The organism is Rheinheimera sp., assembly GCF_030690345.1.
Lineage (GTDB): Bacteria > Pseudomonadota > Gammaproteobacteria > Enterobacterales > Alteromonadaceae > Alishewanella.
The window spans coordinates 225,623-242,001 of sequence record NZ_JAUYGV010000006.1 but is presented as its reverse complement, the minus strand read 5'-3'; the positions used below and the strand labels follow the sequence as shown (position 1 = coordinate 242,001).

The window sequence follows — 16,379 nt, the reverse complement described above, 5'->3', positions numbered from 1 at the left end:
TTAACTGACCGCAGCCGGCAACGGAGCTGTCAGATGCTTTCTTCACTCAAACGCTATAAAGCCGGCTGGCTATTGCTATTGCTATTGCTATTGCTATTGCTGCCGCTCTACCTGGTGTACTACAACAGCGCCAGCCCCGGCGAGCGCTGGCGTGAGCCCAACCCGGTGCAGAGCATAGCGCCGGCGCAGCCCGGACCGTTATTACAGATTAACGGCCATATTCGTTTTACCGCCAGACCGCAAGATCCCTACCCTTATCCAATACCACTTGGCGAACCCGGACCGCTAATGCCGCTATACAGCGGCGGCCTGAGCTACCCGCTGTATTGTGATTTTGTCAGGCAGGGGCTGGATGCGCCGCTGGTCGACAACCAACAAGGTTTTGGCATAGCTGTAACACAGCAGGGTGAAATTGCCGGCTACAGCAAGGACTGCCTGCACCCGGCGCAGCTAATGTATTTTTATGTTAGTGCCGATGGCAGCATCAGCCGGTATCGGCAACAACAGCCGGCCGCCAGCGATTTGTTAGTACGGCTTGAGCTTGGCACTATTAACCGGCATTTTTATTACCTGCTTATGCCGGTGCAGGCAGCAGAAACCACGACACGTAACAGCGCCACGCTATGGAACCGTAAGCTGATTTACCAGTTTTATGGCGGCGTAGGCATTGGCTACCGCCAGGGTTATCTGCGACCGGAGCGGCTGATCCGCGACCGGCTGGCCGAGCTGCGCCAGGGTTTTGCTGTTGTCAGCGCCAGCATTAATAAAACCAGCTATGGCTATAATTTTTTACTGGCTGAAGATACCGCCAGCCGCGTTAAACGCCAGTTTGTCAGCCTGTACGGCCAGCCGGACTACACCCTGGGTATTGGCGGCTCCGGCGGCGGCATTGCGCAGTATTTGTTATTGCAAAACCACCCGGAGCTGCTCGATGGCGGTATCGCTTTGTACAGCTATCCGGATATGCTCAGCCAAACCCTGTATGCGCTGGACTGCGACCTGCTGCATAACTATTACTACTTTAGCGCCGCGGACAAAGATCGCTGGCAATCGGTAACGCAGCGGCAGTTGCTTGAGGGCTTAAGCGTCTCTGCTGCGTATTCGCTGAAGTTCAGCCCGCAAGTAGCACTGGCGCAACTTAGCAGCGGTATTTGGCCGGCACTGCCGGACGGCGCTACGCAGTGCCACAATGCCTGGCTGGGGTTATCGTCGCTGGTGCATAATCCGACGCAGGGCAAGCTGAAACGGCTGACTGCAGATCCCTTACTGCCGCAGGTAAACTGGAGTTACTGGGGCGATCTGGCCGGCATCTATGGCAAAGACCAACATGGCTTTGGCCATAGTTTGTGGGATAACAACGGTGTGCAATATGGTTTAACCGCTTTAACCAGCGGCCAATTAAGCCCCGCTGACTTTATCGCATTAAATCGTGCCATTGGCAGTTGGCGGCCGCAACATCAGAAACAGGCCGAACACATTCGCTACCTGCCGTTGCTTGATGCGCCACTGTGGCTTAGCGCCTTTAGCCGGCATAATATTGTCAGCTCCGGCGACAACGCCACAGCGCCGCGCTTTGCGGCCAACCGCGATGCCATTAGCCGCGCCTACCGCTATGGCCAGCTGTTTCTTGGCATGACAGACAAACCCATTTTAGATTTGCGCCACTATTTAGATCCGCAGCTGGATATGCATCACCTTGAGCCGTCATTTGCCGCACGTGAGCGCCTGCAACAGCGCAACGGCCATGCTGATAATCAGCTGATCTGGGTCAGCCACCCCGACTATACTCCGGTACCGGAGGCGATAGCGTTGATGGATCTATGGCTGAGCCAACAGCAAAAACCGGCCGGGGCAACAGATCAATGTTTCGCTGCCGATGGCCATGTTATTGCCGGCGGTGCCACAGTCTGGCAAGCCGGTCAGCCGTGCGCACTGGCCTATCCACCGCTGCGTAACAGCCGGTTACAGGCCGGAGCGCCCGCACATGGTTTGATGTTTAACTGTGCCTTAATCGGCGTAGATGCTGCCATAGCCCGGGGCGACTATTTACCGCTGGACATGCAACCCTATGCTGTACAGTTGCGGGCGGTTTTTCCGGCTGGTGTTTGTGATTACACCCGGCCGGATCAAGCGCTGCCGCAGGATTTAGCGTTTCCCTACTGACTGCGCCACTTGCTGACTAACCTGCTGCCCCAACGCCCGTGCCGTGGTCCATTTACCCCCGGACACGGTTAACAGCCGGCCCTGCCAGTTAAGCTGATATTCACGACTGGCTTTGCTGGCATTGGCAGTGCCGCCCAGTAACGGCCGCACCCCGGCAAAATCGGCCAACACCGTATCAACAGAAGATGGCGGTTGAAAATAATGGTTATATACGCCAAGCAGGTAATCGCGCTCTGCGGCAGAGCATTTAATCGCCTCATCTAACTGCTGGCGCACTTCAGTGGTGCCGAGCAACGTTTTACCCTGATACGGCAGCACAAACACTATGCGCGCTTCGCCCGGCACTTCCAGCATATGGCCATAGCGGCTGATTGGCGGCAATAACAGATGGCTGCCGCGCACTAAATCCAGCGGCTGCTGAACTAAACCGGATTGCTTAAGCAATTGCTGGCTCCAGGGCCCTGCCACGTTAATAACACGGTCAAATTGCTGCCAGCCGCTGTGCAGCAATAGCCGCGCATCAGCCGCCACCTGCAGCACCGGATTATGCTCAAACAACGCAACGCCGGCTTTAGTGCATTGCTCTGCCATCCACAGGCCCAGCTTTTGGTCGTCCATCTGGCCATCAAAAAACAGGTAAGCCCCGCTTAAACCCTCCGCCTTTAACTGCGGCGAGCAGCGCAGCGCCTGCTGCGCCGTTAACCAGCGATGGCGGCCAATACCTTTTCTACCGGCAAAGGCGTCGTACAGCCAGAGGCCAATTTTAAGTTGCCAACGGGCACGGCGTGAATCGTTATAGAAAGGATATAAAATCGGCAAGCGCCGCGTTAACTGTGGCGCTTTTTTCAGCCACCAGCGCCGCTCTTGCAACGCTTCACGCACCAGACGAAATTCGCCCTGCTCGAGATAGCGCAGGCCGCCATGCAGTAATTTAGATGATGCGCTGCTGGTGGCCTGCATCAGGCTGTCGCGCTCAAACAAGCTAACCTCGTGCCCGGCCAGCGCCAATTGCCAGGCACTGCTTAAACCGTTAATGCCACCACCAATTACCGCAATTTTCATTCGCTACCTGCCTTTAGCTTGTCAGCGCAATATCATCCCGGTGTACCACTTCTTCGCTGGGACAAAAACCCAGCGTATCAGCAATCTGCTGGCTGTGTAAGCCTTTGATTAACTGCAGCTCGGTCGCGCTGTACTGACAAATACCTTTGGCCAACTGCTTGCCACCGCTGTCGCACAGCCAAATAGCATCACCTTTGTCAAAACGGCCGTCCACCGCAGTAATGCCCCTGGCCAACAGCGAAGCGCCTTTGTGCAGCAAGGCCTGCACGGCGCCGCTGTCGAGCATAATACTGCCCTGACTTTTTAAGCTGTTAAGCAACCAATGCTTTTTTGCGCTAAGCCGGTCCTGTTGACGGACAAACAAGGTGCCGGCCTGTTCGCCACGTAACAACACATCAAAGCTTTCGGCTTTCTGGCCATTGATAATCAAGGTATCGACGCCCAGCTTAGTGGCTTTTTCTGCGGCCTGAATCTTCGTTAGCATACCGCCGGTACCGATAGCATGATGGCTGCCACCGGCCATGGCATAAATGCCGGCGTCTATCTGCGCGACTCTGGGGATAAAACGGGCATCAGGCGTGGTTCTGGGGTTGGCACTGTACAGGCCGTCAATGTCCGAGCAAATAATCAGCGCATCGGCATCCACCAGCACCGCCACCATCGCCGCCAGGTTGTCGTTGTCGCCTACCTTTAGTTCAACCGTAGCCACACTGTCGTTTTCATTGACGATAGGCAGCACCCGGTTGGCTAACAGGGTACGTAAGGTATTATCAATATTCAGGTAACGCCGGCGGTCGGCTAAATCGTCATGCGTCAGTAAAATTTGCGCACAGCGAAAATCAAACAGATGGCTCCAGGCCGCCATCATCTGCGTTTGCCCCACCGCAGCCATGGCTTGCTTGATATTGATCGGTAACGGCTGATGGGCAAAGGCGATAGCAGAGCGGCCGGCGGCAACGCTGCCGGATGACACCAACACCACTTCGGTACCTTGCTGGCGACATTCACTGATAAAACGGGCAATCGCCAATAAGTAGCGGGTAGAACACCCTTTGGCATCGGGGGAAATCAGCGCACTGCCAACCTTAATAACAATGCGCCGCCAGGCTGAATTCAACATAGACACACCTTTACGCTGCGGTATTGTCAGCAGCTTAAAGTTTGGGCGTCTATATGTCTATTCAATTCTTTGTCCGGGCCATGGCAATTTCGCAATTGCCGGCGGACAAGTGGGTAAAGCCACCATAAGCGGCCAGCACCAGCTGCTCATCGGTCAGTTTTTTTACTTGCCAGCTTACCTGGCCACTGCCAAAAGCCGGGTGGTCGATCACAAAAGAGCCCGGAGCCTGGCGGATAGGATATTTAAAGGTGTCCATCCGCTGCTCCTGGCTAATGTGCTGCACCATTTGGCGCTCGCTGAAAATCCAGGTCTTACGCATTGCGGTATCTTGCTGTACCACGCCATCCGGCACATCTGAGGTACCTACTTCGCACCAACTGCCGGCGATCAGATTATTCACGCTTTGCTGCGGTTGCTCGGCGAAGCGGATATCCAGCTTCACTTCATCACCACTGCGGCACGGTTCGCCCTGAAATATCACTTCACCGCTGCTGTCTGTACATTTATATACTTCTGCTACAACAGGTTGCATCATGCAAGCACTGCCAAGCACTACTAAAAAGCGCGCTATTATTTTCATTATTCAATTCCTTTTATTCGCTTCAGCTATGCTGAGCGCAACTAAACCGGCCTACAATACAAAAAAAAGCTGGTAAAGTGAACAAATCATACAAAAATATACAAAAAAACAACAAAACAGCAAAGCCAAAGCCGTTATAGTTCAGCACGAATTCAGCTGATTAAACTAAGCTGGCTATAACCAACCTTCCGGAGTGTAATATGCGCCGTTCCTCATTATTAATTTCTTTAGTCTCTGCCAGCCTGGTTATTGCAGGCTGTGCATCCAATGAATACTCCAACACCACTAAAGGCGCCGCCATTGGTGCAGTGGTAGGGGCCGTGGCCGGCAAGGCAACCGGCAACCACAAAGACAAGCGTTTGGTTATCGGCGCAGCGGTAGGTGCGTTAGCTGGTGCTGCCGTTGGCAGTTATATGGATAAACAGGAAAAGGCGCTGAACGAAGAACTCAGCGGCAGTGGCGTTAAAGTAGTGCGTGAAGGCGACAAACTGCGGTTGGATATTCCGGCTCAGTTGACTTTTGATGTTAACCGCTCGGATATCCGCTCTAATTTGTATCCGGTATTTAATGATATTGCCAAAGTGCTGCGCGACTACGAAAAAACCATGCTGGTAATTGCCGGCCACACTGATGATACCGGGCCGTATCAATACAATATGAACTTGTCGCAAGCACGGGCCGATAGTGTAAAACAATATTTAGTTGCCCAAAATGTACAGCCTATTCGGGTTGAAACCCAGGGCTATGGCCCGAATTACCCGGTAGTGCCGAATACCTCAGAAGCCAACCGTACATCAAACCGTCGGGTAGAGATTCATATAGAACCGATAGTGGAATAAGCTCTCGCCGAAAAAAACAGCGCCACCTGGCGCTGTTTTTGTTTTATGCTCAGAAACGATAACTGACTTTGCCATAAACATATTGGCCGCGCGGGTTATGTACCCTGGAGGCATAACCATATAAGTCAGCGTCACCATCGCCGATAGCAAACGGCGGATCTTCATCCAGTAAATTGTTAACCCCCAACGACAATTGCAATTTTTCAGTAACGTTATAACGGGCTTGCACATCTAACAGCATTTGCGCATCAATGCTGCGGGTTGTTGTCGACTCTACTACATCAGGTGCAGCATAATCTTCAAACTCGCCGACATAGCTCAGGCTGGTTACCACGCCCCAATCACCATGGCTCCAGTCTGCAGCCGCTAACCAACGGTGTTGCGGATAATTGTACTCACCGGCGTAATCAATACCGTCTTTTTCAAACTTACTGATATAAGACCAATCCAGGCTGAACCGCACCTGCCCCATATCCTGTAATGCTAAGCGGTAAGATGTAGATAAATCGATACCGGTGGCTTCCTGAGAGCTGATGTTAACGTAGCTGTTAAACAATCTGGATAGCTCACCCAGCGTCTGGCCGGGCAAGGGTGCCAAGCGCAGACAAACAGTACTGCTTTGATTGTTACACTCTGCGTTATACACGTTTTCATAGTCATTTTTATCTATTTTACCGTCTTGCGTGATACTCCACATATCCACTGTGACATCAAATTCATCAGTAACCTGCCATACCGCACCGAGGTTGAAAGTTTCTGATTCTTCCGGCTGCAGGCCCTCAGTACCTACAAACACTATAGTGTAATCTGTGGCCGCGCAGGCAGGGTTGCCGGCATCAGCTGTCGGACAGCGGAAAGAGTCGGTGAAAAACACCGATTCCTGTGAGGGGCCCAGGCCAATTTGTGCCAAAGACGGTGCACGGAAGCCCTGACCAAAAGAGGCTCGCATGGTGAAGTTATCTACGGGCCGCCATTTCATGGTTAACTGCGGATTAGTGGTAGAACCAAAATCACTGTAATGGTCGTAACGGCCGGCTACGGTAAATTCCAGCTCGTCAGCCACGGGGATCAGCAATTCGACGTACGCTGCATATTGATCACGCTGTGCCTGCGCAGACACCGATTCAGTACCGAAAATAAGACCGCGTTGAAACTGGTCATCCGGTTGGTCAAAAGCATCTTCTTCACGGTATTCCACACCCGCCGCTACTGACACCATATGATCACCCAAGGCAAAAGCTTCTCCGCTGATGCTGGCGTCGTATGCAGTAATATGTGACTCGCCACGACGCACCAGTGATGTAGTGATGGCATCAATTACTTCAGCTGAATTAAAGGTGCCGCCAAAAGGGTTATAGTTGCCCAGGTTAATTTGTTCCTGCAGGAAATCTGTGCGCACCCAGCCTTGTTGCTTGCTGCCGGTTTGCATAGATTCACTGCGGCCTTTTTGCGCGGCGATATCCCAGTCCCAGCCCTTTAGCTGACCACGCAGGCCTGCAACCAGGCGTAAAGAGTCTGACTCAATGTCCCATACCCTGGCACCGGCATCGACAGTGCGGAAGCGGTTTATCGCTATATCCACACCAAAGGGGTTGTTGGGATGCGTGCCCGGCACTGTTAGCCCGGCATCGCCATCTAAAGGTGTCGCGGCACCGGCGGCTTGCGAGCGGTTATGCTGAACTGATAACTCGACATAGCCCTCAACGGTATCAGTAAAGCTCTGGCTGGCCTGGAAAATAGCGCCAACCCGCTCCGCAGCGGGGATAACCATACCTGAGGGACCATAATCATATACGCAGGTTTCACCAAAAGTCTGAGCGGCCGGACAACCGGGGTCAATACGGGTTTCGCCGTTAACAATAAAATTACCGGGGAAACCGCGCGATGAACGTAAATCCTGGCCACCGTACGGGCTTTGATCTGCCGTACCAAAACGGCCCATTTCCGCGCCGGTAATGACGGTATTTTTAAAATAATCCAGAATTAACGTAGCGTTAGCATCGTCCGTTTCCGTGCCCCAAACTAAACTGGCAGAGGTTTCATCATAAGATGGCCCGGTAGTGCCACCGTGGCTTACGCTCAGCTCTGCACCATCAAAATCTTTACGCAAAATAATATTTACTACACCGGCTACAGCGTCTGAGCCGTATACCGCCGAGGCACCGTCTTTCAGAATTTCAACCCGCTCAATTGCCGCAACCGGAATAGAGTTAATATCCACAAAAGAGTTGGCGATATTCTCGGCAAAAGCACTGACCGCCACGCGACGACCGTTTATTAACACCAACGTAGCGTCTGAACCAAAGCCACGTAAGCTAATGGCAGCGCCACCATTCGCCGTAGAATCCTGGTTATTGCCGCGGGTAGAGAAAGTCCCCGTACCGGCAACCGGCGTACGCTCCAGCAACTGCTGTAAATTAGAAAAACCCGATTTCGCAATTTCATCGCGGTTAATAATATCGATGGGGGCCGCACCTTCCAAATCATTGCGTTTAATGCGCGAACCGGTAACTTCGATCCGCTCAACCTGTGCAGTTTGTTCGTCGCTCTGCTGAGCGAAGGAGACATTGCTATAACCCAGAGAACTTACCGCCAGCGCACAAAGTGAGTATTTAAATGACGTTTTCATATGCATCCTTTTTGTTATTTGTATAGTCATCAACTGCTTAAGCAGCAATCAAGGTTTAGCACAAATAGCCAAAAATTAACATCGCAAGCATAAATTTATCATCATGATAAATTTATGCTTATTTGAAACCATTATAGAAACAAAAAACCCCGCATTGCGGGGCTTTTTAGTCGAAGGGGGATACTTAGTTTTGCGCGTATTGCCGTTCCAGGTTACCGGTTTTTAACTTCAGACTGGCAAGATTGCTGCGCTCGGCCTGAATTTTCTCGTCGTACTGCTGCTCTGTCCGGTCAATCCGTTGCTGTAAAGTGGCAAGCTCTTCTGCTTTAGGGAAGCTACGGCGCAACTTGTACAAGTCTGACTTAAGTAAATCCAGCTGCTGTTGTTTTTCCTGCTCCAGCTTGCTGATTTGAAACTCAACAAAACGGCCCTGACGTTTCAGCGCGTCTACCTGTTGTTTAAATTCGCTGCGGGTGCCTATCATCGCGGTACCGAGTGGCCGCATGTCTACCTGCTCGGCTTCATCAGCACAAGGAAACTGGCTAAACTCAACTACGCCGTTTTGCTCACACTTGTACACCGCAGCTTGCGCGGAAAATGCACCTAAAAACAACAAGTAACAGTATTTCATCATTTTTCACCCCACCTATGAGCAATAAATGTACAGAAAGCTTGCCAAATACGCAAGCTGGCTTCGCAATTTATTTCTTTGTTCAGCTGCAAATTTAGTGTAGCAGTTTCATCAGGCTGATAAAGGTGTCCGGCACATTTAAGCTAATAACGCCTTTTTCATAAAATTTGGCCAGGCAGAAGCGGCTTTATGCACTTCGACATTGTAATATTCTGTACTGAATGGCGCGACAGCGGCATCTGCTTCACGGAAACCGTTAAAGGCTGCGCCTTTACGTGCCAGGGTGCAGGTCCACCAACCGGACGGATACACCATTTGCGGGAACAGCAGCGTTTGCAGGGCATCAAAACCGGCATCCAGCATAGCGCCGCGCATGTCTTTGAGCAGTGGCATATGGATCAATGGCGACTCGCTCTGTTGCACCAGAATACCGCCATGGCGCAGCGCTTTACGGCAGCTGTCGTAGAATGCACGATTAAACAAGCCTTCGCCCGGACCTATAGGATCGGTGGAGTCAACAATAATGACATCCACCGACTCCGGCGCCGCTTCACGCATAAACTTAATGCCGTCATCGAACTTCAACGTAGCGCGCGGATCATTGTTCGAGGCACACAGCTCCGGGAAGTACTTTTCTGCCATCCGCGTAACCTGCTCATCAATATCAATTTGCGTCACGCTTTCTACGCCGGGGTGTTTTAACACTTCGCGCAGGGTACCGCAGTCGCCGCCGCCGATAATTACCACGTTCTTCGGGTTAGCGTGGGTAAACAGCACCGGATGGCTAAGCATTTCATGGTAAAGGAAATTGTCACGGCTGCTGAGCATAATAACGCCGTCAATTACCATCAGGTTACCAAAGTGAGTAGTTTCAAACATTTCGATATGCTGGAATGGCGACTGCACTTCATCCAGTTTTTTGGTGATGGCAAGGCCAAAAGCGCTGCCGCTGGGAGCGAAAATTTCAGTGAACCAAGTGTTGTCGCCAGACATAGTATTACCCTCAAAACAAATTAGCCGCATATTTTGCCCTCTTGCGCCGCCAAGGACAAATATTTCGACGTTTTTTGCTGCAGCTTTACAGCATTGGCTTTAAACTATGCACATCTTAATTTTAAAGGAACGACAATGGCCGACTGGGGTACTGAAAAAGCACGCTCTATCTATAACGTAGCAGTGTGGAGTGAAGGGTATTTTGATGTTAATACTGATGGTGATCTGGTGGCTTATCCGGATCAGGACCACAGTAAACCAGGCATCAGTTTTCCTGAGCTTACTGCACGTTTTAAAGATGAAGGCTTAACCCTGCCGGTGCTGGTGCGCTTTACTGATATTCTGCAGCACCGCGTTGATACGCTGATTAAGTCGTTCCAGCGGGCCAAAGCAGAAAAAGATTATCAGGGCCAGTACACCGCGGTTTACCCGATTAAAGTAAACCAGCAATTCTCGGTGGTAAAACGACTGATTAGCCATGACAGCGGCAAAGTGGGCCTGGAAGCCGGCAGTAAGCCGGAGCTGATGGCTATTTTGGGTGTGACCGATCAGCCGCTGCAAATTGTTTGTAACGGTTATAAAGACAGCGAGTTCTTACGCTTAGCCACTATTGGACAAATGATGGGCCATACGGTGTATGTAGTAGTAGAAAAACTGTCTGAGTTAAAAACCCTGCTGCGTGAAATTGATAACTTAGGCACAGCGCCAAGGATTGGTATCCGCATCCGCTTAAACTCTGTGGGTAAAGGTAAGTGGCAAAACACCGGCGGCGAGAAAGGCAAGTTTGGTTTAACCGCCACCCAGGTGTTGCAAGCCATTGATATACTGCGCGACGCCGGCAAGCTTGAGTTGTTGCAACTGGTGCACTTTCATATAGGTTCGCAAATTGCCAATATCCGCGACATTCATAACGCTATTCGCGAATGTGCCCGCCACTACGCCGAGCTGCGCACTTTAGGTGTGCCTATTACTACTGTTGATGTCGGCGGTGGTTTAGGTGTGGATTATGAAGGCTCGAAATCACGCTCAGCCTGTTCAATGAACTACACCATGTACGAATATGCGCGTAATGTGGTCAACGGCTTAAAAGAAGTCTGTGACGAGTACGACTTACCGCACCCGAACATTATTACCGAGTCCGGCCGCGCCATGACAGCGCACCACGCTGTGCTGGTAACCGATGCAATTGATATTGAACGCGCGCCAGGCCTGGTAAACTTACCGGAGCCTGGCGAAGACTCCCCCACCGTGATCCTCGGCCTGTGGGAAGCGTACCAAAATGTTACGCCGCGCACCGCGGTGGAAGCGTACCACGACGCTGTGCATTACTTTACTGATGCGCATGCTCAGTATGTGCATGGCTTGCTGACGTTACAGGACTGGTCGTTATTGGAGCAAATTTACTTTGCTACCATCAACCGCGTAAAAGCCAATCTGGATTTATCCGCCAGGTCACACCGCGCTATTCACGATGAGCTGAATGAAAAATTGGCCGATAAGTTATTTGTTAATTTTTCGCTGTTTCAGTCCATGCCGGATGCCTGGGGTATTGACCAGCTGTTTCCGGTGATGCCGCTGGAGCGGATGAACGAGCCGCTGAACCATCGCGCCATTATTCAGGACATTACCTGTGACTCCGACGGCCAGCTGAAAAGCTACGCCGATGGCAATGGTATTGAGTCGAGCTTGCCACTGCCGCTGTATAAAGAAGACCAGCAATACCTGCTGGGCATGTTTATGGTGGGCGCTTACCAGGAAATTCTCGGCGACCTGCATAACCTGTTCGGTGATACCGACTCGGTGCATGTGGAACTGACCGATGATGGCAGCTACAAGCTGACCAACATTATCAAAGGTGATACGGTAGCCGATGTACTGCGCTACGTGCAGTTTGATGCGAATAAGCTGATAGCGTCTTACACACGGCAGCTGGCCAAGTTAGAGATGACCGACAGCAAGAAAGACGAAATGCTGGATGAACTGAAAGCCGGCGTTTATGGTTACACCTATTTTGAAGATTAAGGTAAACTGGTAGCTGATCGGATGTGTTAACAGCAGGCTCGCCTGCTGTTATTATTTTTGCCGGCCGCTAACAACACCGGTAACAGATATCAGGTACTTATTATGTTGCATTTTTTGCCCCGCCCGTTAACCGGTGCGCTTTCTCTGCTGCTGTATATCGTTAATACGCTGTTTTGGTTTGTGCCGGTAATGCTGCTAGCAATTTTGAAGCTGCCGCCGGTAACGCGCTGGCAAAGCTGGATGACCTATCTGCTGGATGCCTGCGCGGTGTCCTGGATCAGCGTCAATAACTTTACCACCCGCTTATTTACCCGCATCCGCTGGCATGTGGCGGGGCTGGAAAAACTGTCACGCAAAGACTGGTATCTGGTACTGGCCAACCACCAGTCCTGGGCCGATATCCTGGTGCTGCAAAAGGTGTTTAACCGCAAAATTCCATTTATTAAGTTCTTTCTGAAAAAAGAACTGATTTATGTGCCAATTATAGGCTTATGTTGGTGGGCACTGGATTTCCCTTTTATGAAGCGCTACAGCAAAGCCTTTTTGCAGCGCAATCCGCAATTACAGGGCAAAGATATTGAAACCACCCGTAAGGCCTGCCGCAAGTTCCGCTTTAAACCATCGGCCATTATGAACTTTGTTGAAGGCACGCGGTTTACCGTGGAAAAGCACAACCAGCAACAGTCGCCTTTCGCGCATTTGCTAAAGCCAAAGGCCGGCGGCGCAGCGTTTGTGCTGGGCGCCATGGGCGAACAACTGCATAAAATTCTGGATATTACCATTCACTATCCGCAAGGGATCCCCAGCTTTTGGGATTATATCTCCGGCAAGGTCCGTGATATAACAGTACAGATTAACGTTTTGCCTATTACCCCGGAGCTGCTGGGTGATTACAACGATGCACAGTACCGCGAGCGCTTTCAACAGTGGATAAATCAACTGTGGCAGCAAAAAGATCAACAGCTGGTGCAGTTGCAGCAGGGAGTTAAGCAGTAATGTTACATTTTCTACCCGGTTGGTTGTTATTGCCGTTCAGTTTTAGCTTGTTTGCGTTAAATCTGGCCCTGTGGGGCTTGCTGGTTACGCCGCTGGGGCTGCTGAAGCTGCTGCTGCCGTTCAGCGCCGCCCAACGTTTGTTGGCGTATGCCGGTAAAGGCTGCTATCGCGGCTGGACTGCGGTAAACACCGCCCTGATCAACCTGTTTAATCAGGTAGACTGGCAAGTCAGCGGCGCGCAAAGTCTGGATAAACACAGCTGGTACCTGTTAATTTCAAACCATAAAAGCTGGCTGGATATTCCTATTGTCAGCACAGTGGCACACAGCCGTATTCCCGAGCCGAAGTTCTTTTTAAAAGACGAGTTAAAATGGCTGCCGTTTTTAGGCACCGGCTGCTGGGCATTAGATATGCCCTTTATGAAACGCTACAGCCCGGCGGTACTGGCCAAACGCCCGGAGTTAAAAGGCAAAGATATAGAAACTACCCGCTTGTCATGTCAGAAATTTAAAACCGTGCCCACCACTATTATTAATTTTGTTGAAGGCACCCGCTTTACCGCAGATAAAAAAGTACAGAAACAGAGCCCGTTTCAGTATCTGCTGCCGCCCAAGGCCGGCGGTATTGCTTTTACGCTGGCCAGTATGGGTGAGCAGTTTAATGCCATTTTAGATTTCACCCTGTTGTACCCGGACAACCCACAGCATGTTGCCATGGATATGTTAATGGGTAAGCTGAAACGGGTGGTTGTGCAGATAGAAGTGCTGCCGATAGACCAGCAGGTTATCGGTGATTATTTTAACGATGAGCAATTTCGCGACCAATTTCAACAATGGCTTAACCAGCGCTGGCTGCAAAAAGACCGCATGTTGCTGCATTACCTGCAGACAGATAGTCCTGAGCGCAGTACGGAGCAATTGCCATGTTAACCGACGTTCTGACGCAATTGGCGCATGCACTGCAATTGCCGCAGCAATGGCATGCCGTGTTTCTGCTGGGCTGCAATATGCTGCTGGCAATTGCTGTGGTAACGGTGTGTTTCCTGCTCAGCCGCGCCTGGCTAAGGCCGGTGCTGGCACAGCTGCTGGATAAACTGGACGGCCGCCTTACAGATGAAACGGCCCGCGAGCGGCGCAAACTGGCCAGCCATATGGCACATTTGGTGCCGGCGCTGGTGTTGCAAGCCTTGTCGCCGTTACTGTTTAATCAGGCGGAGCATTTTGCCGTTGTGCTTGGCGTGGTAGTTTGGCTCTATCTGTACCTGTTTATTGGCCTGGCTATTGCCGCCGCTATTACCCTGATCGCCAAAGGCTATGCTTACCTGGCACCTAACCCTACTATTCCGTATCAGGGCATTTCACAATTACTGAAACTGCTGACTTTTATAGTGTTCAGCATTCTTATTGTCAGTACTGCGCTGGACCGATCGCCTACCCTGCTGCTAAGCGGCTTGGGGGCGTTAACCGCCGTGCTGTTGTTAGTGTTTAAAGACGCCATTCTTGGCTTTGTCGCCAGCATTCAGATCGCCGTAAACAATATGGTTAATGTCGGCGATTGGATAGAAATGCCCAAGTACGGTGCCGACGGCGATGTACTGGAAATTGCCCTGACCACAGTGAAGGTGCGTAACTGGGACAATACCATTACCACTATTCCTACCTATGCGCTGATTTCTGACTCGTTTAAAAACTGGCGCGGTATGCAGCAATCCGGCGGTCGGCGCATTAAAAGAGCGATTAATATTGATATCGGCACCATCCGCTTTATTAAAGCGGACGAGTTGGAGCAATTGCAACAAAGACGCCGCCTGCAAACCTTTTTTCAGCAACAGGAAGTGCTGGATTTGCTGGCCAGCGACGACGTAACCAATATTGCGCTGTTTCGCTTTTATGTGCAGTGGATATTGCGCCGGCACGAAAAGATTAACCAACAAATGACACTGATGGTGCGCCAGTTGCAGTCAACCGAAGTAGGTTTGCCGGTTGAGATCTACTGTTTTAGTGCCGACAAAAACTGGCTGAATTACGAAGCCATTCAGGCAGATATTTTTGATAAGCTGTTTGCTATTCTGCCGGTGTTTGACTTAGCGGCCTTTCAGCGTATCAGCTCGCGCCAGGAACTGCCGGTTAAACACTAAAGCTGTTTTGACGCCCGCAGCAGCAAGTTGCGTGGCGTCACCTGATAATCGCAAAACGCACTGATACTAACCTGATAACCATGCTGCTGTAAGTACAGCGCTTTGTCTAACGCCAACCACAGTTCCAGCGGCCGGCGAAACAAATGCCGCACCAGTTCAATACGCTGCACCAGCGCGGCCCGCTGTGTCGCCCGTTGCAGGTAATGCGACCAATTCACCTGCGCCGGTAACGTCAACTGATGCTGCTCTGCAGCCCAATGCGCAAAGGCGGCAAAGTCAGCACTGAACCAGTGTTTAGCCACCGACGCCAGCGGCCGGTAGTGCGGCTGCGCGCTAAGCTCAGCACGCAGCTCATCATAAGCCAGGCGCCACAATACTTCGGTGGCACGCAGCTTTTCAATGCGTTCGCCGGCAGTGACCTGGCCCTGCACCACCAGTTTTAAATCATCTTTGTTCAGTTGCAAATCCAGCTTTGCCCCTGCGTCGGACAACGGCTGATACTGCGCTTGCGGGATCAAATGATAACAACAGGGCACCAGATGCAATTGCTGACAACCGGCCTGCACAGCCTGTTGCAGCATAGTAATATGCAACTGGCCGCAGGCGTGCAGCGCCACTATATGCTGCTGTGGTTGCAACACCGCAGTTAGCGGTGTGGCTAATACATCGGCGCAAACAAACTGCTGTGGCAGTTCATACTTCGCCGCCAGAGCGCTGCCGTCATCACACAGCTGTTGTTGCCATTCCACACTGGTTACCGGCTGGCCGAAGCGATGTACTAAGATACGGCCTAAATGGCCTTTACCGGCACACCACTCCAGCACCGGCAAAGCCGTGTCCGGCCACTGCCGGCACAGCGCATCTATTTGCTGCAGTTTTCGCCCGCCAATACCGTTTTCCAGCCAAAATGGTAACGGCGCTACCGCTTTACTGTGCGGCGTTGCCGTTAAATCCGGCAAAGCAAATAAGGCCGGAAAAAAATCTGCAAAGTATTGCTGCTGCAGTGCACTGCTGCTATCAATCTGCTTTACTTGTTGCTCATCCAGGGCCAGCAGGCATTGCTGCAGCTTGCTATCCGGCCACGGCAGACTGTTGCAGCCAAACGGCAGCAACTGCCAATAGTGACGGTACTGCTGCAACAGCGCGCTGAGTTGCTCAAACTGCTGCTGTAACGAAGTGCCCATAAATAACTGTCCGCCGTTTTGCC

The 16,379-nt window shown here is 51.5% G+C and carries 13 protein-coding genes; 6 read left to right on the top strand and 7 right to left on the bottom strand.

What is annotated here, in order from left to right; genetic code table 11:
- Positions 1-33 precede the first annotated feature (33 nt).
- The gene (locus tag Q8O77_RS05695) at positions 34-2,163 is read left to right on the top strand and encodes a DUF6351 family protein (protein WP_305551884.1); all 2,130 of its coding nucleotides are present in this window, start codon (positions 34-36) and stop codon (positions 2,161-2,163) included.
- On the opposite strand, the gene Q8O77_RS05690 is transcribed toward Q8O77_RS05695, so the two are convergent.
- The 3 genes from Q8O77_RS05690 to Q8O77_RS05680 all read right to left on the bottom strand — a co-directional run bounded on the left by Q8O77_RS05690 (position 2,146) and on the right by Q8O77_RS05680 (position 4,925).
- Positions 2,146-3,225, bottom strand: coding sequence for a glycerol-3-phosphate dehydrogenase/oxidase (locus Q8O77_RS05690; RefSeq protein ID WP_305551883.1), 1,080 nt, complete (start codon positions 3,223-3,225; stop codon positions 2,146-2,148). The genes Q8O77_RS05695 and Q8O77_RS05690 overlap by 18 nt on opposite strands.
- Positions 3,226-3,238: 13 nt before the next feature.
- Positions 3,239-4,345: a glutamate 5-kinase gene (gene proB, locus Q8O77_RS05685; RefSeq protein WP_305551882.1), complete on the bottom strand. Its 1,107-nt coding sequence runs from the start codon at positions 4,343-4,345 to the stop codon at positions 3,239-3,241.
- 61 nt (positions 4,346-4,406) lie between these two features.
- Positions 4,407-4,925, bottom strand: coding sequence for a DUF4124 domain-containing protein (locus tag Q8O77_RS05680; RefSeq protein WP_305551881.1), 519 nt, complete (start codon positions 4,923-4,925; stop codon positions 4,407-4,409).
- 200 nt (positions 4,926-5,125) lie between these two features.
- Between Q8O77_RS05680 and Q8O77_RS05675 the strand changes: the two genes are divergently transcribed.
- Positions 5,126-5,764: an OmpA family protein gene (locus Q8O77_RS05675; protein WP_305551880.1), complete on the top strand. Its 639-nt coding sequence runs from the start codon at positions 5,126-5,128 to the stop codon at positions 5,762-5,764.
- Positions 5,765-5,813: 49 nt separating this feature from the next.
- Here the strand turns inward: Q8O77_RS05675 and Q8O77_RS05670 are convergent, their stop codons facing one another.
- From Q8O77_RS05670 to speE, 3 genes are all read right to left on the bottom strand, one after another.
- Positions 5,814-8,393 (bottom strand): TonB-dependent siderophore receptor, encoded by a 2,580-nt coding sequence (locus tag Q8O77_RS05670; RefSeq protein ID WP_305551879.1) that lies wholly within the window; start codon positions 8,391-8,393, stop codon positions 5,814-5,816.
- A gap of 184 nt (positions 8,394-8,577) precedes the next feature.
- On the bottom strand, positions 8,578-9,027 hold the full coding sequence (locus Q8O77_RS05665) for a DUF4124 domain-containing protein (RefSeq protein WP_305551878.1): 450 nt from the start codon (positions 9,025-9,027) through the stop codon (positions 8,578-8,580).
- Positions 9,028-9,162: 135 nt separating this feature from the next.
- Positions 9,163-10,017 carry a polyamine aminopropyltransferase gene (gene speE, locus Q8O77_RS05660; RefSeq protein ID WP_305551877.1) on the bottom strand — a complete coding sequence of 285 codons (855 nt, stop codon included), beginning with the start codon at positions 10,015-10,017 and terminating at the stop codon, positions 9,163-9,165.
- Positions 10,018-10,152: 135 nt separating this feature from the next.
- On the opposite strand from speE, the gene speA reads away from it, so the two are divergent.
- The 4 genes from speA (at position 10,153) to Q8O77_RS05640 (ending at position 15,172) form a co-directional block, all read left to right on the top strand.
- On the top strand, positions 10,153-12,039 hold the full coding sequence (speA, locus tag Q8O77_RS05655) for a biosynthetic arginine decarboxylase (RefSeq protein ID WP_305551876.1): 1,887 nt from the start codon (positions 10,153-10,155) through the stop codon (positions 12,037-12,039).
- Between the two features lie 102 nt (positions 12,040-12,141).
- A complete protein-coding gene (locus tag Q8O77_RS05650; protein ID WP_305551875.1) occupies positions 12,142-13,035 on the top strand; it encodes an acyltransferase in 894 nt (297 codons plus the stop codon).
- Positions 13,035-13,964 carry an acyltransferase gene (locus Q8O77_RS05645; RefSeq protein ID WP_305551874.1) on the top strand — a complete coding sequence of 310 codons (930 nt, stop codon included), beginning with the start codon at positions 13,035-13,037 and terminating at the stop codon, positions 13,962-13,964. The genes Q8O77_RS05650 and Q8O77_RS05645 overlap by 1 nt, the downstream gene beginning before the upstream one ends.
- On the top strand, positions 13,958-15,172 hold the full coding sequence (locus Q8O77_RS05640; RefSeq protein ID WP_305551873.1) for a mechanosensitive ion channel family protein: 1,215 nt from the start codon (positions 13,958-13,960) through the stop codon (positions 15,170-15,172). The genes Q8O77_RS05645 and Q8O77_RS05640 overlap by 7 nt, the downstream gene beginning before the upstream one ends.
- Here the strand turns inward: Q8O77_RS05640 and Q8O77_RS05635 are convergent.
- Positions 15,169-16,356 (bottom strand): methyltransferase, encoded by a 1,188-nt coding sequence (locus Q8O77_RS05635; protein WP_305551872.1) that lies wholly within the window; start codon positions 16,354-16,356, stop codon positions 15,169-15,171. The two genes, Q8O77_RS05640 and Q8O77_RS05635, sit on opposite strands and share 4 nt — an antisense overlap.
- Between the last annotated feature and the right edge of the window lie 23 nt (positions 16,357-16,379).